17 protein-coding genes, 1 pseudogene and 1 riboswitch are annotated in these 19,726 nt (G+C 50.5%); of the genes and pseudogenes, 16 read left to right on the top strand and 2 right to left on the bottom strand.

The features are described 5' to 3' along the window. Positions 1-84: 84 nt before the first annotated feature. The 14 genes and pseudogenes from QZQ08_RS09760 to QZQ08_RS06105 all read left to right on the top strand — a co-directional run. Positions 85-291: pseudogene (locus QZQ08_RS09760) on the top strand (GntR family transcriptional regulator); the annotation flags it as partial. Positions 292-399: 108 nt separating this feature from the next. Then, positions 400-1,059 (top strand): GntR family transcriptional regulator, encoded by a 660-nt coding sequence (locus tag QZQ08_RS06165; protein WP_366140917.1) that lies wholly within the window; start codon positions 400-402, stop codon positions 1,057-1,059. Between the two features lie 349 nt (positions 1,060-1,408). Beyond that, positions 1,409-2,677 (top strand): SLC13 family permease, encoded by a 1,269-nt coding sequence (locus tag QZQ08_RS06160; protein ID WP_296329474.1) that lies wholly within the window; start codon positions 1,409-1,411, stop codon positions 2,675-2,677. Positions 2,678-2,731: 54 nt separating this feature from the next. After that, positions 2,732-3,631, top strand: coding sequence for a L(+)-tartrate dehydratase subunit alpha (gene ttdA, locus QZQ08_RS06155; RefSeq protein WP_296329471.1), 900 nt, complete (start codon positions 2,732-2,734; stop codon positions 3,629-3,631). Next, complete coding sequence (ttdB, locus tag QZQ08_RS06150) at positions 3,631-4,248, top strand: L(+)-tartrate dehydratase subunit beta (RefSeq protein ID WP_296329468.1); 618 nt, start codon at positions 3,631-3,633, stop codon at positions 4,246-4,248. Before ttdA ends, ttdB begins: the two co-directional genes overlap by 1 nt. Before the next feature lie 501 nt (positions 4,249-4,749). Further along, a complete protein-coding gene (locus QZQ08_RS06145; protein ID WP_296329465.1) occupies positions 4,750-5,787 on the top strand; it encodes a hypothetical protein in 1,038 nt (345 codons plus the stop codon). Then, the gene (locus QZQ08_RS06140; RefSeq protein ID WP_296329462.1) at positions 5,744-7,675 is read left to right on the top strand and encodes a YadA C-terminal domain-containing protein; all 1,932 of its coding nucleotides are present in this window, start codon (positions 5,744-5,746) and stop codon (positions 7,673-7,675) included. Before QZQ08_RS06145 ends, QZQ08_RS06140 begins: the two co-directional genes overlap by 44 nt. 283 nt (positions 7,676-7,958) lie before the next feature. Further along, positions 7,959-9,113: a radical SAM family heme chaperone HemW gene (hemW, locus tag QZQ08_RS06135; RefSeq protein ID WP_296329459.1), complete on the top strand. Its 1,155-nt coding sequence runs from the start codon at positions 7,959-7,961 to the stop codon at positions 9,111-9,113. A 209-nt stretch (positions 9,114-9,322) separates the two neighbouring features. Then, positions 9,323-10,369, top strand: coding sequence for a heat-inducible transcriptional repressor HrcA (hrcA, locus tag QZQ08_RS06130; RefSeq protein ID WP_296329456.1), 1,047 nt, complete (start codon positions 9,323-9,325; stop codon positions 10,367-10,369). Positions 10,370-10,381: 12 nt separating this feature from the next. Continuing rightward, the gene (gene grpE / locus QZQ08_RS06125) at positions 10,382-10,963 is read left to right on the top strand and encodes a nucleotide exchange factor GrpE (protein ID WP_296329453.1); all 582 of its coding nucleotides are present in this window, start codon (positions 10,382-10,384) and stop codon (positions 10,961-10,963) included. Positions 10,964-11,008: 45 nt separating this feature from the next. After that, positions 11,009-12,862, top strand: a complete 1,854-nt coding sequence (gene dnaK / locus QZQ08_RS06120; RefSeq protein WP_296329450.1) for a molecular chaperone DnaK — start codon at positions 11,009-11,011, stop codon at positions 12,860-12,862. A gap of 22 nt (positions 12,863-12,884) precedes the next feature. Next, a complete protein-coding gene (gene dnaJ / locus QZQ08_RS06115) occupies positions 12,885-14,069 on the top strand; it encodes a molecular chaperone DnaJ (RefSeq protein WP_296329447.1) in 1,185 nt (394 codons plus the stop codon). 440 nt (positions 14,070-14,509) lie between these two features. After that, positions 14,510-14,588: riboswitch (ZMP/ZTP riboswitch) on the top strand. A 40-nt stretch (positions 14,589-14,628) separates the two neighbouring features. Then, the gene (locus tag QZQ08_RS06110; protein ID WP_296329444.1) at positions 14,629-15,804 is read left to right on the top strand and encodes a phosphoribosylaminoimidazolecarboxamide formyltransferase; all 1,176 of its coding nucleotides are present in this window, start codon (positions 14,629-14,631) and stop codon (positions 15,802-15,804) included. Between the two features lie 100 nt (positions 15,805-15,904). Then, entirely contained in the window at positions 15,905-16,033 is a 129-nt protein-coding gene (locus QZQ08_RS06105; RefSeq protein WP_296329441.1) for a hypothetical protein, read from the top strand. A gap of 75 nt (positions 16,034-16,108) precedes the next feature. On the opposite strand, the gene QZQ08_RS06100 is transcribed toward QZQ08_RS06105, so the two are convergent. Next, the gene (locus tag QZQ08_RS06100) at positions 16,109-16,243 is read right to left on the bottom strand and encodes a hypothetical protein (RefSeq protein ID WP_296329438.1); all 135 of its coding nucleotides are present in this window, start codon (positions 16,241-16,243) and stop codon (positions 16,109-16,111) included. A gap of 422 nt (positions 16,244-16,665) precedes the next feature. Here QZQ08_RS06100 and QZQ08_RS06095 point away from each other — a divergent pair, with 422 nt between their 5' ends. Together QZQ08_RS06095 and QZQ08_RS06090 are read left to right on the top strand one after the other, a co-directional pair. Next, positions 16,666-18,102 (top strand): DNA methylase, encoded by a 1,437-nt coding sequence (locus QZQ08_RS06095; RefSeq protein ID WP_296329436.1) that lies wholly within the window; start codon positions 16,666-16,668, stop codon positions 18,100-18,102. Then, positions 18,074-18,493 (top strand): hypothetical protein, encoded by a 420-nt coding sequence (locus tag QZQ08_RS06090; protein WP_296329433.1) that lies wholly within the window; start codon positions 18,074-18,076, stop codon positions 18,491-18,493. The genes QZQ08_RS06095 and QZQ08_RS06090 overlap by 29 nt, the downstream gene beginning before the upstream one ends. 5 nt (positions 18,494-18,498) lie before the next feature. On the opposite strand, the gene QZQ08_RS06085 is transcribed toward QZQ08_RS06090, so the two are convergent. After that, positions 18,499-19,215, bottom strand: coding sequence for a LytTR family DNA-binding domain-containing protein (locus tag QZQ08_RS06085; RefSeq protein ID WP_296329430.1), 717 nt, complete (start codon positions 19,213-19,215; stop codon positions 18,499-18,501). Between the last annotated feature and the right edge of the window lie 511 nt (positions 19,216-19,726).

The following is a 19,726-nucleotide window of genomic DNA, read 5'->3' as shown; positions in this document are numbered from 1 at the left end:
TCCTTGCTTGCGAGGACTGTCCTTACCTTACCTAGGCTGGCGGACAGTCCTATTTCATAAAAAGCAAAGAAGGGGGCCTTTGTCATGAAGGCTGACAAGAAAGAAGACTCGCTCCTTAAGGGAAAAGTGAGTTCGCAGGACCTGATTTTCTCGGTCCTTTCTGAAAAAATCAAAAAGGGAATCCTTGCGGCCGGTGAAGAACTGAAACAGGTGGACCTGGCCGGATCCTTTGGGGTTTCCCGAATGCCTGTAAGAGAGGCCTTGAATCGTCTTGTGGCAGAAGGCTATGCCGAAAAACTGTCCAATCGCCACATCATTGTCCGGAAAGGCAAGGGTTCCCTCGAGGGCCCGGACCTTTCGGCGCAGGCAAAAACAAAAGAGCCGCTCAAAAGTTCGGCCATCCAGCCTATCAATCTCCTGCCGGCGCGGGAACAGGTCGCTTCCTATCTGCGCAAGGCAATTTTTCGTAAGGAAATCGAGACGGGAACGGTTCTGACCCTGGAAGAAACAGCCCGCAGGATGGGCGTTTCCGTGACTCCTGTGCGGGAAGCCCTGCAGCTGCTTTCTTCCCAGGGACTTGTCCGGCTGCGTCCCAATAAGGGGGCTGTCGTCCTGGGCATGAGCACAAAGAACATCCGTGACCACTATGCCGTGCGCGCGCTCCTTGAAGGCGAAGCGGCGTATCTTGCAGCACAGGAAGGAACCGATATTTCCGGCATTGAAGCGGTCTATAAAGATATGAAGCGGTCCCTTGCAGAGAAAAATTACAGTGCCTATAAGGATTACAACGAAAGCTTCCATATGGCCATTTGGAAAGCCTGCGGCAATGAGAAATTGGAACACCTTGCCGCCAATCTGTGGAGCGGTCTGTCCATGGGGTATCTGGTAACCGAAGAGGAATATGCCAAGATTTCCAGTACAGAGCACGATGGGCTCATGAAAGCCCTGCGGGCCCATGATGGAGAGCAGGCGAGGACCCTCATGGTCGCCCATATGAAGCGCAGCATGGAAGACGTGCTTACCAACTATCGCAATTTTGTCAAAGGTGGAGAAAAATAAATAATGGATATATCCGTTTTGCAATCAATCAAAAATGGATAGCGATTCCTGTATGGGAATCTTCCCATAGAAGAGACCTTCCAAAAATCATGAATTGATTTTTGGAAGGTCTCTTTTTTATAAGAAAAACGGGAAATACTTGATGAATCATCGATGGTTTGGATGATGGCCGTAAGAATAGTCCACTAATTGTATGGAAAAAACAGAAAATTCTATGACCCCCTTGACGGACCATCAAATTTGGAATATAGTCTAATCAAGAAACGGATACTTTATTAAATATAAAATACAAATGTATATTTTAAAAATGTATCCAATGGCGCCAATTCTATCTAAGGGAGGAATTGCTATGTCACCCGTTGCCATTACGTTGGCACTGCTCTTATTTGTCATTGTCATGTTTGTTTGGGAAAAGATCCCTCTGGCGGTTACATCCATCATTGCGCTTCTTGCCCTGGTCCTTACAGGAGTCCTCAGTCCCAAGGATGCCTTTGGTGGTTTTATCGATAACAACTTGATTCTTTTTGTTGCCATGTTTGTGATTGGGGGCTGTTTTTTTGAGACCGGTATGGCCAATCGGGTCGGCGGCATCGTCACCAAATTTGCCCATACGGAACGGGAACTCATCGTTGCAGTCATGCTTGTGACGGGCATCATGAGCGGTTTTCTTTCCAATACAGGAACGGCAGCCATCTTGATCCCAATTGTCATTGGGACGGCATCAAAATCTGGTTTTTCCCGTTCCCGTCTGCTTCTTCCCCTTATCTTTGCTGCTGCCATGGGAGGAAACCTTTCCATTATCGGCGCTCCGGGCAACCTTTTGGGAAAAGCTGCACTTCAGAATGTAGGCGTTGAAATCAGTTTCTTTGAATATGGTTTCGTCGGTCTTCCCATCCTTCTCATCAGCACCGCATTTTTTGCCTGTGTCGGGTATCGCTTTCTGCCGGAAAAAACGAAAAATATGGGAGATTCCATGTATGATGAGGAACAGGACTTTTCCGATGTGCCGCAGTGGAAACAAACGGTTTCCTTGGTTGTCATGGTCCTTACGATTCTTGCCATGATCTTTGAAAAGCAGATCGGCATCAAGTTCTACCTTTCCGGCTGCATCGGTGCAGTTGTCCTTGTGGCCTGCGGCGCCATCAGCGAGAAGGCAGCTTATCGTTCCATTGACATGCAGACCATCTTTGTTTATGGCGGCACTTTGGCCCTTGCCAAAGCCCTTCAAAAGACGGGCGCCGGCAAAATGATTGCCGATACGGTCATCAGCGCCTTAGGGCCCAGCGCGTCTCCTTTTGCTCTGCTCGTGGTGGTCTTTGTCCTTGCTACCCTCATGACAAACTTCATGAGTAACTTTGCTACGACCGCCCTTCTCATACCCATCAGTCTCAATATCTCGGCTGGGATGGGGGCGGATCCCAAGGCTGTTGTCATCGCCACCGTCATTGGAGCATCCCTTGCTTTTGCTACCCCTATTGGGATGCCGGCCAATATGATGGTCTTTGCCCCAGGTGGGTATACCTTCAATGATTATGTCAAGGCGGGCCTTCCAATGATTGCAGTTTCCGCCATTGTCAGTCTCATTTTGCTTCCCCTCATTTTCCCATTTTACCCCTGAGAAAATGATGAACCATATGAAGTTAAGCAGTTATTGATAAGGAGGAATTTTGAAATGTCACATACTGAACAAGTTGAACAGATGACCGATATTATGGCTCGGTTTGTCGGGTATACGTCCAAGGTCCTGCCGGACGACGTTGCGGACAAATTAAAGGAACTGGCTTCCAAGGAAACCGTTCCCATTGCCAAACTGCTGTATGAAACCTATGAAAAGAACATGGAGCTTGCCAAAAAGCTCGACCGTCCGTCCTGTCAGGATACGGGCGTGCTGCAGTTCTTTGTAAAATGCGGGACCAAGTTCCCTCTCATTGATGATCTGGAAGCCCTGCTGCGTGAAGCCGTGATCCGCACGACGGTTACGACCCCGCTCCGTCATAACAGTGTAGAAACCTTTGATGAATATAATACGGGGAAAAATGTCGGCAAAGGGACCCCTTCCGTTTTTTGGTCCATTGAACCAAACTCCGATACCTGCGAAATCTATACCTACATGGCAGGCGGCGGCTGCACCCTTCCTGGTCATGCCATGGTCCTGATGCCAGGGGAAGGCTATGAAGGCGTTACGAAATTTGTTCTTGAAAGAATGGTCAGCTATGGTCCGAATGCCTGCCCTCCGTTCCTTGTTGGTGTTGGCGTTGCAACCAGCGTTGAAACAGCAGCCCTTAATTCCAAACTGGCCCTCATGCGTCCAGTCGGGTCCCATAACCCAAACGAGCGGGCAGCCAAGATGGAACGGCTCTTGGAAGAAGGTATCAATAAGATTGGCCTAGGTCCGCAGGGAATGACGGGGTCGGCCTCCGTACTGGGTGTCAATATTGTCAATACGGCCCGCCATCCATCGGCTATCGGTGTAGCCGTGAACATTGGCTGCTGGAACCATCGCCGCGGACACATCATCTTTGATAAGGATCTGCATTATACTGTTACTACCCACAAAGGAGCTGAATTTTAATGGCTAAGATCATCCTTCATACGCCCATCAAGGACGAAGACCTCAAGAACCTCAAAATCGGTGATATTGTCTATCTGACCGGTCACATTACGACCTGCCGTGACGTTGCCCATCGCCGCCTCATCGAGGAAAAAAGGGAACTTCCCGTTGACCTCAAAGGCGGGGCCATCTTCCATGCCGGTCCTATTGTCCGCCCCATTGCCGGCGAGAAGGACCGCTTTGAAATGGTCTCCATCGGGCCGACGACTTCCATGCGAATGGAAAAATTTGAAAAGGCCTTTATCAAGGAAACGGGCGTCAAGTTGATTGTCGGTAAAGGCGGCATGGGGGAGGGAACCCAGGAAGCCTGCAAGGAAGATACTTGTATCTTCTGTGTTTTCCCGGCTGGCTGCGCTGTTGTCAGTGCCGTCAACTTCAAGAAGATCATTGACCGTAAGTGGGAAGACCTGGGGATGCCGGAAACCCTGTGGACCAGTGAAGTCGATACCTTGGGTCCCCTGATCGTAGCCATTGATACTCACGGGGACAACCTTTTTGAAGAAAACAAAAAGAAATGCCGCAAAACGGCGGAACAGGTCTATGCTGAAATCAGTAAGCAGGTCGGTTTCATAAAATGATCCAGCCGTTACCTAACGCATCGATTCATTGAAGCAATCGCTCATTTTCTTACAATTCTGTAAGAAAATGAGCGATTTTTACATGCGAATGGAATAGACAATCCTTTTGAAGGGAAAATTGCATATTAAAAATATAATCAGTAAATATAATCAGTAGACTAATCACGATTAAAATCAATATATACATATTATGAATCTATTGTATGTAAAAAATATTCTTGACACAGAATAAAATTGCTTATAGAATATTAAAATAAGATTCAAATCAAAAAATATAGAAAAAACGACAAAAGAATTAATTATAAATAAAGTTCCAAATATTCCGTAAATAATTAATTAAGTTGATTAAATAGTATATTTTTCTTATTTAACTTCTTGAAGAGTGAAATAAATTAGACAAAAGAGAAAACAACGATAAGGGACTGCGGGAAAACAAGGAGGAGACCGATGAGGGGCACAATGAGTTTGCATAAAAAGATGGCCATCTTGACCATGGTATCCATGACTGTATGGGGAATGGCCGCGCTTTTGCCTTACCAAGAAGGCGGGTTTGCGGGAAATGTGGGGTACGCAGCGGAAATCAAGCCGGAAAAACAGGTCTCGATGGAGTATAAGACATCAAGCGGTACGACTGCCCAAACAACGGGAGATCTTTACTATACTTTCATCGATTCAACCAATTCATGGTGGGGCCATGCCGGGCAAATCTTTGTTGCTGATAGCGGCAGCATTGGAACCGCAACGGCACCTCTTGCACTATACGGACAGGTCCTAGGCGGCCAATACAATACGGCTAGCGGAAATTATTCCGTTGTTTTAGGGGGATCGGGAAATACAACGTCTGGCGTCTATTCTGTCGTTACAGGCGGCGCCAATAATATAGCTTCAGGCAGAAACTCCATTGTTGTAAGTGGTTCCACCAATACGGCTTCAGGGGAAAATGCGGCTATTATGGGCGGAAATACCAATTTAGCAAGCGGCGTCAACAGCACAATCATTGGAGGCTCAAATAATAAAAATGGCGCGGCAAACGGGATCATCATTGGTGGGAATCAACACGAATTGACGAGTGGAACGGATACTGTATTTGTTGGTGGAACGGTAAACAAGTCTTCAGGGAATGCTAATCAGTCCGTCCTGATTGGGGGATCAAGAAATACCATTGGAGGAAAACAGGCGGGCATTTTTGGCGGAACATATAATATGACAACAGGTACGCTGACTTCTGTATACGGCGGGGCCAGCAATACGGCGTCCGGGACGGGGACTGCCATTTTAGGCGGCTGGTCTAATGCTGCAAGTGGACTCTATTCGGTTATGGTAGGCGGAGAAAGAGGAGCCGCCCAAGGACAATATTCTGTTGCCATTGGCGGGGCTTCGACCGCGGATACGGCAAAAGATGCCATTGCAATTGGCAGCGGTGCGTCGGCAAATGTCGAAAATGGGGTTGCCATCGGTGCAGGCGCTGTGGCCACGGAAGCAGGAACCATTTCTGTTGGACATAAAAAAAGGGGATCAGTATTATCAGACAGCGTATAATACAGCGACTGGGGGGAAAGTCAAGGTACAGGCTTATGACAGCAATCTCTATAACCGCTTGGTCAATGTGGGATACGGTAAAGATGGCCACGATGCGGCGACCATGGATCAGCTGACAAAAGTCTCGGCAGGCGATCTCGTCAGTGTAACAAGTGAAAAAGACGAAACGACAGGAGCTGCCACTTACAAGGTCAGCGTCAACAATGACGGTGCTGTTGCTGATGGCGATACGAACCTTGTTTCCGGCGGCACGGTCTACAGTGAAGTGCGGCCAAGTGAGGATGGCGATTACGTCAAAATGGCAAGTACCACCGGCGACAACCTCCTTGCCCTTGATAAACAGGTTGGTACCAATACGAAGAACATTACGGATCTGACGAACTTGACGAACATCACCGATGCCGGTCAGACAGTTATCAAGAACCTCGCCAAAGGCGTCATCAATATGGAAAATGGGTCCCATACGACCGTTTCCTCCCGTGATGTGGATGGCGTGAAAACCTTCAAGGTTGATGTGGTAGGTGACGGCAAGGTCGAACAAGGAAACGGCGGTCTTGTGACGGGCGATACAGTCTACGATGCCTTAAATAAGGCTGCGCAGGATACGAACGAAAACATCAATAAGAAAGCCAATATGGACGCCTCGAATGTCGGTAGTAACCTCAAGAACCCTGACGGCACGGCCGCTTCCGAAGAAGATCAGAAGAAGAATGCTGAAAGCTGGGGCAATGCTATTGGTACGGGCGAGGTGAAAGAAAATGACAACCGTCTTGTGACGGGCGATACGGTGGCAAAAGCCATCAAGGACGAAACCCGAGTCAGCGAAGACGGCGCCTACATCAAGAAGGATACATCTGCAGCAGAGAACCTGAAGAACCTTGATGACCAGGTAAAGAACAACACGGATCGGATCACGAATATCCAGAACATCACCGACAGCCTGGACAATAATTACGCCAAGACGGATCTTTCCAACATTACGGATGAAGGAGCAACAAAAATCAAGAACCTCGCTCAGGATGCTGTGAAGGTCGTCAATGGCAAGAACACGACCGTTACGACGAAGACGGAAAATGGCAATATTTCCTATGCTGTCAACGTTGACGACAGTGCCATCAAGGATGTCATGAAAGAGGACATGGATAAGAAGGCCGACCGCGATGCGGCAAATCTCACGGATTCCGATGTCACAAGCTGGCAGAAGAAGCTTGGTACAGGTGAATCCCAAAGCGGTGACCATCGCCTCATCAGCGGCGATACCCTCTATAACGCTCTTAAAGATGTGGACGGAAATACGCTTGTGAAAACCGATGGCGTAACCATCAATATCGACCAGAACGGGACGGCAAAGACCATCGATGTTCGCGGAAAGGATGGCGTCACGCGGACCATTACAGGAATTGCCACAGATCCAAGCAATCCGACGAGTGCAGCCAATGTGGATTATGTTGATCACCGCGTAGAGAGCCTCAATAGCCGCATGACCCACGAAGTGAGCCGTGCTGGCGCAGGTGCAGCTGCCTTGGCAGCCCTCCATCCCCTGGAATGGGATCCGGACAGCAAATTTGAATTTGCCCTCGGCTATGGCCACTATAAAGCGGCCAATGCTGCGGCCCTTGGCCTGTTCTACCGCCCAAATGAAGACGTCATGTATAACTTTGGCGGTACCCTTGGCAACGGCGATGCCATGATGAGCGGCGGTGTCACTTTCCGTTTTGGCACAAAGAGCCGGAAGCCAAAGGCAAGTCCGCTTGTCATGCAGCAGACCATCATGGACCAGAACGCAAAGATTGAACATCAAAATGAAATGCTGAAGATCCAGGCAAATAAGATTGATACTCTTGAAAAAGAACTTCTTGACCTGAAACGCCTGATCATGCAGAAGTAAGCGTAAGAAAGGCTGCAAAAAAGTACTGCAGCCTTTCTTTTTATTTAACCACAAAATTGGGCTGAGTCATCATCTGGAACGGCGAGAGTGTTCCCTTCCTGTCTTTTTTCCATTTACCTTTTTCGAATATGGACCGTAGGCGAAAAAGGTTTCCTTTTTTATCCGAAAACATTTCTAGGAGCGGCCCGCCCGACGACGTCACTTCATCAAATCGGCGCGATTTTTGCGCCGACCATCCCATCCATGCTACAATATCCCCATCACACATAAAGGAGTCTTCCAAATGCATCCATGGGAAGCCTATCAAGGCATCTATCTCCATATCCCATTCTGCCAGCATAAGTGCAGTTATTGTGATTTTATCAGCTACCAGGGGCAGGATGAAGTGGCCCGCACCCGATACGTCAAGGCCCTGATCAAGGAAATCAGGAGCTGTGAGGCCCCTCTTCCCGTAAGCCGCGGCGCGACAATCTATGTTGGCGGCGGTACGCCCAGCCTGCTATCATTGGAAGAACTCGCCGCCATCTTCAGTGCCCTCAAGGAAAAAGGCTATTTCAATGCACCGCGGGAAGTGACCCTTGAAGCCAATCCAGGAACCGTCGATGAGGCCTACCTGCGGGGGCTGCGCGCGTTGGGGGTGGACCGCCTGAGCCTGGGCATCCAGTCCCTTGAGGACAGTGAACTGCGCCTGATGGGCCGCACCCATACAGCGGATGAGGCACGGCACATCATCCAGCTCAGCAAAGAAGCGGGATTTACACGCCTGTCCTGTGACCTCATCTATGGATTTCCAACGCAGACGGCAGCAAGCATCGAAGCGTCCTTGACGGAACTCATGGCCCTTGGACCCAGCCATATTTCCATCTACGGGCTTTCTGTCGAACCGGGGACCGTCCTTTCCCATAAGCTCCAAAAAGGGCTCTGGACCCTTCCCACAGACGAAGAGACGGGCGCCATGTATGACCTTATCATGGACCGCCTCGCCAAGGGCGGCTATGAGCGCTACGAGATTTCTAATTTTGCCAAGGCAGGAGACGAGTCGCGGCACAACCTGATCTATTGGCACTACCATCCCTATCTTGCCTTTGGCGCCGGCGCGACTGGCTTTGACGGCAGGAAGCGGGAGACCAATCAGGCTTATCTTGCAGCCTATGAAAGAGGGGAGGCACCGGAGATCGAAATCCTTTCCCCTGCCGTCCAGCGGGAAGAAATGATCTTCATGAACCTGCGTACCGTAAGGGGCCTTTCCCTCCTGGATTATGAGACCCGCTTTGGGCGCTCCTTTGAACTTGATTACGGTCCTGAGACAGAGGATCTTATCCATAAGGGGTGGGCCAAGAGGGAGGATGGGCATTTCCGCCTCACACCCCTTGGCATGCAGTACGGGAACCTTGCCTTCGAAGCCTTCATCACGACGGACCGGGAACCACAAAAATGAAGAAAAACGAGCAGCAAAAGTCAAGGACGGTACCCCTGCGGCAGCCCTTTTTAAAGGAGCTTTTTCCCGCATGGGGCCTTCTTTTTTGCGACTTGGGATTTTTGTGAATTATTTTTCGGGAAAGTATTGACATTTTGACTAAAGAGGTGTATCTTAACCATTAGATGTTAGCACTCTAAAGTTTCGAGTGCTAATAATCTGGGAAAGAGATGATTACAGTGCTGACCGAACGACAAAAGAAAATACTTCAACTCGTCATTGACGATTACATCGAGACGGCCGAGCCTGTAGGATCCCGTACAATCGCTCGGAAATACAATCTTGGTATCAGTCCGGCGACCATTCGAAACGAAATGTCCGATCTGGAGCTCCTTGGATTCCTGGAGCAACCCCACACATCGGCAGGACGGATCCCTTCCGCGGCGGCGTATCGCCTTTATGTGGATTCCCTTGCCGGTGATGAATCCCTGGCCCTATCACCGAGTGATATGTCGCTCATCAATAATTGGTTCAGACAGCGGGTGCATACCATTGACGACATCTTCCAATCAACGGCCAAGATCCTGTCCCGCATGAGCAAGAACGTATCCGTCGTCCTTGCCAACAAGGACAGCGAGGCAACTTTCTCCTATATGAAGTTCCTGCCCCTCAACAAGGGTCAGGCCATCCTGTGCATCGTCACGGAAGAGGGGAATGTCGATCATGGCGTGGTGGAAATCCCCAGCGGGGTCAAAGAAGGCGAGCTGGACCAGATTGCCCAGCGTGTTTCGCAGTACCTTAATGGACGCAAACTGAATGATATTTCTCAGGAGCTCCTTGCACAGGTACGTGAAATGCTTGCCGGGGACAAACGGCTGTATGCATCCATTGTCAGCCGTATCAAGAAGGTCAAGGCCGCCCAGCAGGAGGACAAGATGTTCCTTGGCGGAACCAAACAGCTCCTGGGACAGCCTGAATTCAAGGATACGGAACGGATGCGGGAACTCTTGGGCGTCCTTGAAGAAGAACAGATGCTCAAGGATATGCTGAAGGCCAGCAGTGACTCGGGACTAAAGGTTACCATTGGCAGCGAGAACAAGTTCTCCAGCATTCAGGACTGCAGCATGATCCAAGCGACTTACCGCCTGAATGGCCAGGTCGTTGGGACCCTTGCCGTGTTGGGACCTACCCGTATGGAATACCGCAAGGTTATTTCTGTGATGGATTACCTTCATCACTACCTGAAGGTGGTTATGAATAAAATTGATGAAAAATAGGGAGGACGTACGGTGAACGAAGAGACAAAAGATCCAAAACAACAAGCCGCCGAAATGAATGCTGACAAAGCGGAAGCAGCAAAGGCCACGGAGGCTGAGAAAAAGAACGCAGAACCGGCAGATGGTACGCCTGATCCCAAGGATCAAACGATTTCCAAGCAGCAAAAGGAAATCGATGAGCTTTCCAATCGGCTGCTTCGTCTGCAGGCCGATTTTGATAATTTCCGCAAGAGGAATACGGAAGAACGGGAGCGCTTGGGCCGTTTCGTAACGGCTTCGGTGGTCCGGGAATTCCTGAAGGTCCTCGATAATTTTGAACGCGCCGAAGCCAGTGTGGAACAAAACCATGATGCTGAGTCCATTTTAAAGGGCATGGCCATGATCCACAAACAGTTTGAAAAAGCCCTTGAAACCCTGCATATCGAAGAGATTCCTGCTGAAGGCAAACCTTTCGATCCGCAGGTCCATGAGGCCGTTATGCAAGGCAGCAATCCCGACCTGCCCGATGACAGCATTGATATGGTCCTTGAAAAAGGCTACCGGATCGGTGACGATGTCATCCGCCACAGCAAAGTAAGGGTTGTCCATAATTAATTGAAGTGAAAACCAGCAAGTTAGCTGCATGAGGAGGAATTTATAATGAGCAAGATCATTGGTATTGACTTAGGGACTACAAACTCTGTTGTCGCCGTAATGGAAGGCGGCGAACCGACTGTGATTACGACCCAGGAAGGCGGCCGCCTGACTCCGTCCGTCGTCGGTTTTACGAAAAATGGGGAACGCCTCGTTGGTCAGCTGGCAAAACGTCAGGCTGTTTCCAACCCGGAACGGACCATCAGCTCCATCAAACGTCACATGGGCACGAAATATACCGTGACCATTGATGGCAAGGACTACACGCCGGAACAGATTTCTGCAATGATCCTTGAAAAAATGAAAGGTGACGCGGAACGCTATCTTGGTGAAAAAGTAACGGAAGCGGTCATCACCGTACCGGCTTACTTCAACGACTCCCAGCGTCAGGCTACGAAGGACGCCGGCCGTATTGCCGGTCTTGATGTCAAGAGAATCATCAACGAACCGACGGCAGCTGCCCTTGCTTATGGCATTGATAAGTCCGATGACAAAACCGTCCTCGTCTATGACCTTGGCGGCGGGACCTTCGATGTTTCCATCCTGGAATTGGGCGATGGCGTCTTTGAAGTTAAATCCACAACCGGTGATACCCATCTGGGCGGCGATGATTTCGACCATCGCATCATGGATTGGATGACCGATGAATTCAAGAAACAAAACGGGATTGATCTGACGGGCGATAAGATGGCCATGCAGCGGATTCGTGAAGCGGCTGAAAAAGCCAAGATCGAACTGTCCAGCATGATGACGACCAATATCAACCTGCCGTTCATTACAGCTGGTGCCAACGGCCCGCAGCATCTTGACATGGACCTTACCCGTACTAAATTTGACAGCATGACGAGCGACCTTGTTGACCGTACCATCCAGTGCGTCCATACGGCTCTCAGTGATGCCAAGATGACGGTCAACGATATTGATAAGATCCTCCTTGTCGGCGGTTCTTCCCGTATTCCTGCTGTCCAGGAAGCCATCAAACGCGTTCTCGGCAAGGAACCGGCTCACGGCGTCAACCCTGATGAATGCGTTGCTGTCGGTGCCGCTATCCAGGCCGGCGTACTGGCCGGTGATGTCAAGGATGTCCTGCTTCTTGATGTAACGCCGCTTTCCCTTGGGATTGAAACCATGGGCGGCGTCTTCACTCGGATCATTGACCGCAACACGACCATCCCGACCTCCAAGAAGCAGATCTTCTCGACGGCTACGGATAACCAGCCTTCTGTTGACATCCATGTTCTTCAGGGCGAACGTGAAATGGCAGCCGACAACAAGACCCTTGGCCGTTTCGAACTGAGCGGCATCCCGGCTGCTCCGCGGGGCGTGCCTCAAATCGAAGTTGCCTTTGATATTGATGCCAACGGGATCGTCAACGTAAGCGCCAAGGATCTTGGCACGGGCAAGGAACAGAAGATTACCATTACTTCTTCCGGCAGCCTGAGCAAGGAAGAAGTTGATAAGATGGTGAAGGAAGCCCAGGCCAACGAAGCTGCTGATAAAAAGCGCCGGGAATCCGTTGATGCCAAGAACCAGGCCGATACGCTGATTTACCAGGCTGAAAAGACCGTCAAGGATATGGAAGGCAAGGGCCACGATGACAAGATCAAGAAGGTCCAGGATGCCATCAACACCTTGAAGGAAACCATGAAGGGTGACGATGTAGATAAGATCAAGGCGGATACGGAAGCCCTCCAGAAACCGCTCTATGAGCTGTCTGCTGAACTTTACAAACAGAACCAGCAGAATGGTCAGAACGGGGCTGCTGCCGGTGCTGATGCCGGTGCTGGTGCTTCCTCTGACAGCAAGAAGAACGATGATGACGTCGTAGACGCCGAAGTTGTTGATGACGACAAAAAATAATCGTTCCTAGAGGGAGATACTGATGGCAGATAAAAAAGATTATTATGAAGTCCTGGGCGTCGACAAGAGTGCGTCGCCTGAGGAATTAAAAAAAGCATATCGCAAGCTGGCTCGTAAGTATCACCCCGATCTCAACAAGGATAATCCTGAAGCAGCCGATAAATTCAAGGAAGTTAACGAGGCCTACCAGGTCCTGAGTGACCCGCAGAAAAAGGCCGCCTATGATCAATATGGCCATGCCGCTTTCCAAAATGGCGGCCCTGGTGCCGGGGGCAACCCCTTCGGCGGCGGGTTTGGCGGTTTTAGCGGCGGCTTTGGCGGCGAAGGCATGGATGATATCTTCAATATGTTCTTCGGCGGTGCGGGCGCAGGCGCGTCCCGCTCCCGTCGGGCCGATCGCGGTCCCCGTCAAGGCGCGGACCTGCGGGCTGACCTTGAAATTACCTTTGAGGAAGCGGCCTTTGGGACGGAAAAGAAAATCCGCTTGAACCGCGAAGAGGAATGTGAGCATTGCCATGGAACGGGAGCCGCCGAAGGCAGCCACCCTGAAACCTGTCCTGATTGTCATGGGACGGGGGAAGTCCGGGTCACGCAAAATTCCATCTTTGGTCAGGTTGTCAATGTCCGTACCTGTTCGAGATGTCATGGGACGGGTCAAATCATTACCAATCCCTGCAAACATTGCCATGGAACGGGCCGTGTGAAGCAAAAACGCGTCATTACGGTCAAGATTCCAGCTGGTGTGGACAGCGGTTCAAGGCTCCGTGTGGCAGGCGAGGGTGAAGCGGGTATGCGCGGCGGCCGTGCCGGCGACCTGTATGTCTATCTCTATGTAAAGAGTCATAAGTTCTTTGAACGGGAGGGGACAACCGTCCTGTGCGAAGTACCAATCAGCATTGTCCAAGCCGCACTGGGTGCTGAAATCAAGGTGCCGACCCTTTATGGTCAGACCACCATTAAGGTGCCTGAAGGAACCCAGCCCAATCGCGTCCTGCGCATCAAAGGCAAGGGCATTCCGAATCTGAGAACGGGCGTAAAGGGTGACCAGCTCATCCAAATCAAAGTCGTTGTGCCGACGAGACTGAGCGATGCACAGAAAGAAGCACTCCGCAAGTTTGCCGATGCCAGCGGCGAAAGCATCAACCCCGAAGAAAAAAGCTTTTTCAATAAAGTGAAGGATTTCTTCGATAAAAAGGATAAGAAGTAAGAAGAGGACCGTGGTGACCACGGTCCTCTTTTTGGTGCGTCCGGCATGGGCGCACGCTTAAAGGTGAAAGTCCCTAGACTGCCCCAGTCGTGGGAAAGTCATAGCCGAACACAAAAGGGCGACCGCGTGAGATGGAACCTGAAAGAAGATGCAGGCAAAGTTCCGACCTGACGCACAAAAATCGCATAAGGACAAGTTGGGATGGATAAGGTTGCCAAACAGACCGAAGTTCCACAACGACTGGGAATTTCAAAGGGTAGATGCGACAGGTGAATGGAGAGAAAGAGTGCGTTCTTACCCGGGGAGGCCTTACGGACATGGTCAGTGCCATACATTGGGCGGCCATGGTTGAAATAAGATTTACGGTTCGGAGTACTTCTTGCTCCGACTCTATAATGCCAACATTGACACTCCCGCCCTTCCCATATTATAATGACCCTATCAGATCATGTAACTGACGGAAGTGGGGGTACCCACAGGGAGCATGATCGCAGTGAGCCGACCGTCTGGGCGAAAAGGGCCCGAGGTTGGCCTTTTTCTATATGAGGGAGGAATGAAGATGAAGGAATTCGAATTAAAGTACGGCTGCAACCCGAATCAGCTTCCAGCAAAACTCTATATGAAAGATGGCAGTGACCTGCCTGTTACGATTTTAAATGGCCGTCCTGGCTACATCAATTTCCTGGATGCCCTAAATAGCTGGCAGCTCGTCAAGGAGCTTAGGGAAGCCACGGGGCTTCCAGCTGCGTCCTCCTTTAAGCATGTCAGTCCTGCCGGTGCCGCAGTGGCCCAACCGCTGACAGAAACGCTGCGCAAGGTCTATCGTCTTGAAGGCTATGAAATGTCGCCTCTTGCTTCTGCTTATGCTCGTGCCCGCGGTGCGGACCGGATGAGTTCGTTTGGCGATTTTGTGGCCCTTTCTGATGTGTGCGATGTGGCGACGGCAAAAGTCCTTCAGCACGAAGTCTCAGATGGCGTCATTGCTCCGGGCTACGATGATGAGGCCCTAGCCATCCTCAAAACAAAGAAAAAGGGACGCTATAATGTCATCCAGATCGACCCGAACTATGTGCCCCATGAAATGGAGACCAAAGAAGTCTTTGGTGTCACTTTTGAGCAGCGCCGCAATGCGGACCTCATTGGAAAGGACTGCCTGCAAAAAATCGTCACGAAGAACAAGGAACTTTCGGAAGGGGCCAGACGGGACCTTCTCATTGCCTTGATTACCCTCAAATATACCCAATCAAATTCTGTCTGCTACGTCAAGGACGGGCAGACCATCGGTGTCGGTGCCGGGCAGCAGTCCCGCGTCCACTGTACGCGCCTTGCTGGTGATAAGGCCGATAAATGGTGGCTTCGTCAGTCCCCGAAAGCGCTCAGCCTGCCCTTTAAACCTGATACGCCGAAACCGGTCCGGGATAATACCATCGATGTCTATCTTTCCGCCGATGACGATGACGTTCTTGCCGATGGAATCTGGCAAACGCTCTTTACGGAAAAGCCGGAACGCATGACGCAGGAAGAACGTAAGGCGTGGATTGCCCAGAACAAGGATGTTGCCTTGGGGTCTGATGCCTTCTTCCCCTTTGGCGATAATATAGAGCGTGCCCATCGCAGCGGCGTCCGCTATATCGCCCAAGCCGGCGGTTCCATCCGTGATGACCAGGTCATCGAAACGGCTGATAAGTATGGTATCGTCATGTGCTTTACGGGCCGCCGTCTGTTCCACCACTAAGGCGCGATGCGCGTTGACCGAAATGCCAGGCTCCTCACGTGAAGGCTGTGATACCCTTCCCGGAGGGGGGCCTTCTTTTTATTTTTTAGGAGCGTGTTTTATGGCTGTCAATGCCCTTTCGGGGGAGTGTTTGGAAAGGCCTTGTTTTGACGGACCGGCGAGCATTACGGCCGTTGCCGTCGGCAGCCAGATCATGCTAAGGTGGCCGTTGTCCTTAGAGGGCTATTGATTGGCCTTCTTCCCCGTATTGTGGACCTCATAGCAGCGCTGCCCGAAGCCGTCAGGGGGAAGAAACGCTATCTTTTTACCTGATTTTTAGTCCTTCCCCCTCATTACGGGCTGCAACCTTTTTGATGCCATCAAGACGGCCGCGCTCTTTGGCCTTTCTGTATTCTTTTTGAGGCAGGTCATGGCACTGCGTTTTGTGGGGGCTTTTCATCTCTGATGAAGCGGTCATTGCATTAGGCAGACCCTATCTAAAAGGATACCTCTTTGACACGATTTTTGAGGGGATCCATTTTTCTTTCAGCAGCTGCTTCTGTGCAGCAAAAAACCATCTATTCTTTTTTCGCAATCTCATCGCCATTGTCCTTGTGAGGATTCCTTTCGTCTATTTGGCATCCCAGGCTTTTCGCGATGGGTCTTGTGACTGCTTCGGGATCCCTTCTTTTTCTCCTCATCTGCTGCTTCCTGTCCCGCCACTTGGAAAAGGGGGGACGGGAAATTATAAAACTGAATATCAATTTGGATATTACGCAGCCCTCTTTCGGAAGTTCCTAAAGAATTTCTGGAAGAGGGCTGCTTTATTTGGGGAAGTGTGTTATAATAAATAACGAACAAGTGTTTATAAAGGAGGCAATCATGAAACCGCGCTATTATATCTGCATCGATCTCAAATCCTTTTATGCCTCCGTAGAGTGTGTGGACCGGGGCCTTGACCCCCTTGATACGTGTCTTGTCGTTGCCGATAAGAGCCGTTCGGATCGGACCATCTGCCTTGCCGTATCGCCGCCTCTCAAAAAACGGGGGGTTCCGGGTCGGCCCCGCCTGTTTGAAGTGATCCGCAAAGTCGATGAAATCAATGCCCTGCGCCGCAGCAAGGCGCCCCAGCGTTCTTTTCAGGGGGTGAGCCATTTTGATTCGCAGCTTAGGCGTCATCCGGAAAAAGCGCTTTCTTATATTGTCGCCATGCCGCGTATGCAGCGCTATATCGAAATGAGTCGGGACATCTACGGCATTTATCTGCGTTACATTGCTCCTCAGGACATCCATGTCTATTCCATTGATGAAGTCATGATTGATGCCACGCCGTACCTTTCGACGTATGGCATGACGCCCTATACCCTTGCAATGACCATGATCCGAGACGTTCTTCAAAAAACGGGCATTACGGCAACGGGCGGCATTGGAACGAATCTCTACCTCAGCAAGGTGGCCATGGATATCGTAGCAAAGGCCCTGAGGCCCGATCCCTATGGGGTACGCATTGCTTTTCTTGATGAGACCTCTTACCGCAGGACCTTGTGGGGCCATCAGCCCCTGACGGACTTTTGGCGCATTGGCCCCGGTTCAGCCCGGCGTCTTTCTGCTCATGGCCTTTACACCATGGGGGATATTGCCCGCCTCAGCCTTTCCGATGCTTCCCTTTTGTATGATTGGTTCGGCATCAATGCCGAGCTGCTCATTGACCATGCATGGGGGTGGGAATCCTGCCGTATGAGCGACATCAAGCGGTATATCCCAAAAGCCTCCAGCCTTGGCACAAGCCAGGTCCTGCCCAAGCCCTATTCACCGGAAAATGCCCGCATGATTGCATGGGAGATGACGGATGAACTCATCTTGGACCTTGCCCGCAAACGACTTGTGACCGATGAGGTGGCCCTTACCATTGGCTATGATGGGAGGCAGCCGCAGGGTCTTTCCCGGGACCTGCCGCCGTCAGGCCGCAGTCATGGTTCGGCCCGTCTTGCTGGATGGACCCATGCCGGACAGCCTATCATGGCGAGCGTGATGGCCCTTTATGACCGTATGGCCCATCCCTATCTGTGGGTGCGCCGGATGAGTGTCACCGCGGTCCACGTGCGCTCCCAAGACATTCAGGATCCCGTTTGGGAAGCCTCCCTTTTTGCCGAGCAAACGCCCCTTCTTGATGAAGATCCACGGGAAGCACGGCTTCAGGAAGCTGCCCTTGAGGTCCATCACCGATTTGGCCGCAATGCCCTTGTCAAGGGACGCAACTTATGCAAAGAGGCCATGACGATTACCCGTCATGGCCAGATTGGAGGTCATCATGCCTAATCCTTATGCTGCAATCTTGGACCATCCCTATCCTTTTGGGATTCCTCGGGCCCGCATGCCTCGGCTCCAGCGCGCGGCCCAGTTTGCGCCTTTTGACGCGTTGTCGGGCTTTACGGAAACCATCACGGAACGGGCCCGTTATACGGACCAAGACGCAGAGCTTGATGAAGCGCAGCGGGAACGGCTCGACCAAAAGACACGTCTTCTCATGGAACGAATAGGGGAGCGCCCCTATGTGACCCTTCATTATTTTGAACCCGACGAACGCAAGAACGGCGGCGTCTGCCGGACGGTGTCAGGCCGCCTTTATCGCATTGATTTATCAAGGCAGGCGTTTTACCTTGAAGGCAAGGCGCCAATTCCTGTCTCCCAGATCCGCGGCATCGAGTGAAAGCCTTAGAGCAGGGATGACTCCATGAGGAGCTTTAGGTAGTGCCGCATGGGCGCCATTTTGTGCTTGCTCACAGGCAGGACCGTACCATCTTGAAGAATCAGGGAGTCGGACTGCAGGCAGCTGATGAACTTTGTGTTTACGATGAAGCTTTTATGGATCCGTTCGAAGGGGAATCGGCGGAGCCGCGCCTGCAGGTTCTTGAGTGTATCCCGGCAGGCGTAGCTTTTTTGCGTTGTATGGATGAAAAGGGAGGACCGGTTGGCTTCAAAAAAGGTGATATCAGAAAGCCGAACCTGATACATACTTTGGTCCGATGAAAAGATAAAGAACCGGTTGCCCATATCGGGAGCATGATCCATAAGTGACTCAAGGACCATGCGCATTTGCTGCACAGTCATGGCTTGGGTATAGAACTGGAAGATGGGAACGTCGTACCCTTCAAGACATAAGGATTCGTTATCCGTCACGATGATAATGGGAACCCGCCGATCGTACTGGCGGATGCGCCGCGCAAGCGACAGATCGGGAAAGGGTGTGGAAAGGCTCTGGAGAATGATGAGTTGGAATTTTCCTTGATGGGATAGGCTGGTGAGGAGACTGGAAAATTTGGAGTAGCGATACAGATGCATGATTTCTGGCAGGGCGGAGAGGGAATTGAGCTGATCGCTGGTTTCATTGAGGTTTGCTCGCACGGAATCGAACAAGGCGACGGAAAACATAACAGACTTCCTTTCTGTAGAGAAGATACGTGATTTTACTGTCATCGTGTAGAAAAAAGAATGAAATAACACAAATGTAACAAAAATCACGATTATTAGTATAACATGATTCAGAAAATTTTCAAAATAAATGAGAACAAATAAAAGTACCTACAACAAAAACATATATAGAAATAAGTTGTGCAAATAGGAAAGTCAATCAGAAAAGTGTAATAAAAATAAAGAAATTCAGGAAGAAAAAAGATTCCTATAGTAAAAACCAGATTAAAGAGGGGAAAAATATTCCGAAAAAGGGCCAAGATAAAAAATAAGTCTGGTAATCGGACTCTGAAAAAGGCACCCCTTGCCACTTGGGAAAAGAGGCAGCATGCTGCGCTGAAAGGGGCTTCTTATGGCGGAGCGTTGGCAAATTTCATTTCTTGTTTGTCAGGAAGTCGAATGACTGAGGGATCCCTCAACTAAGCGTAAAATGTTTCTCGGTAGGGAAAAATAGTCCTTGCAAAATAAAGGG

Origin of the sequence: uncultured Acidaminococcus sp. (genome assembly GCA_900538365.1) — a bacterium.
Classification (GTDB): Bacteria; Bacillota; Negativicutes; order Acidaminococcales; family Acidaminococcaceae; genus Acidaminococcus.
Note: the sequence above shows the minus strand (reverse complement) of the source record. Positions and strands in the feature narration are given on the sequence as shown.

What these genes read in the sequence shown, in the direction of transcription:
- QZQ08_RS06160 (WP_296329474.1), top strand. Translation starts at nt 1,409, where the DNA reads ATGTCACCCGTTGCCATTACGTTGGCACTGCTCTTATTTGTCATTGTC.
- dnaJ (WP_296329447.1), top strand. Translation starts at nt 12,885, where the DNA reads ATGGCAGATAAAAAAGATTATTATGAAGTCCTGGGCGTCGACAAGAGT.
- QZQ08_RS06090 (WP_296329433.1), top strand. Translation starts at nt 18,074, where the DNA reads ATGGCCAGATTGGAGGTCATCATGCCTAATCCTTATGCTGCAATCTTG.
- QZQ08_RS06145 (WP_296329465.1), top strand. Translation starts at nt 4,750, where the DNA reads ATGACTGTATGGGGAATGGCCGCGCTTTTGCCTTACCAAGAAGGCGGG.
- dnaK (WP_296329450.1), top strand. Translation starts at nt 11,009, where the DNA reads ATGAGCAAGATCATTGGTATTGACTTAGGGACTACAAACTCTGTTGTC.
- QZQ08_RS06105 (WP_296329441.1), top strand. Translation starts at nt 15,905, where the DNA reads ATGGCTGTCAATGCCCTTTCGGGGGAGTGTTTGGAAAGGCCTTGTTTT.
- QZQ08_RS06110 (WP_296329444.1), top strand. Translation starts at nt 14,629, where the DNA reads ATGAAGGAATTCGAATTAAAGTACGGCTGCAACCCGAATCAGCTTCCA.
- QZQ08_RS06085 (WP_296329430.1), bottom strand. Translation starts at nt 19,215, where the DNA reads ATGTTTTCCGTCGCCTTGTTCGATTCCGTGCGAGCAAACCTCAATGAA.
- hrcA (WP_296329456.1), top strand. Translation starts at nt 9,323, where the DNA reads ATGATTACAGTGCTGACCGAACGACAAAAGAAAATACTTCAACTCGTC.
- ttdA (WP_296329471.1), top strand. Translation starts at nt 2,732, where the DNA reads ATGTCACATACTGAACAAGTTGAACAGATGACCGATATTATGGCTCGG.
- QZQ08_RS06095 (WP_296329436.1), top strand. Translation starts at nt 16,666, where the DNA reads ATGAAACCGCGCTATTATATCTGCATCGATCTCAAATCCTTTTATGCC.
- QZQ08_RS06100 (WP_296329438.1), bottom strand. Translation starts at nt 16,243, where the DNA reads ATGAAAAGCCCCCACAAAACGCAGTGCCATGACCTGCCTCAAAAAGAA.
- hemW (WP_296329459.1), top strand. Translation starts at nt 7,959, where the DNA reads ATGCATCCATGGGAAGCCTATCAAGGCATCTATCTCCATATCCCATTC.
- ttdB (WP_296329468.1), top strand. Translation starts at nt 3,631, where the DNA reads ATGGCTAAGATCATCCTTCATACGCCCATCAAGGACGAAGACCTCAAG.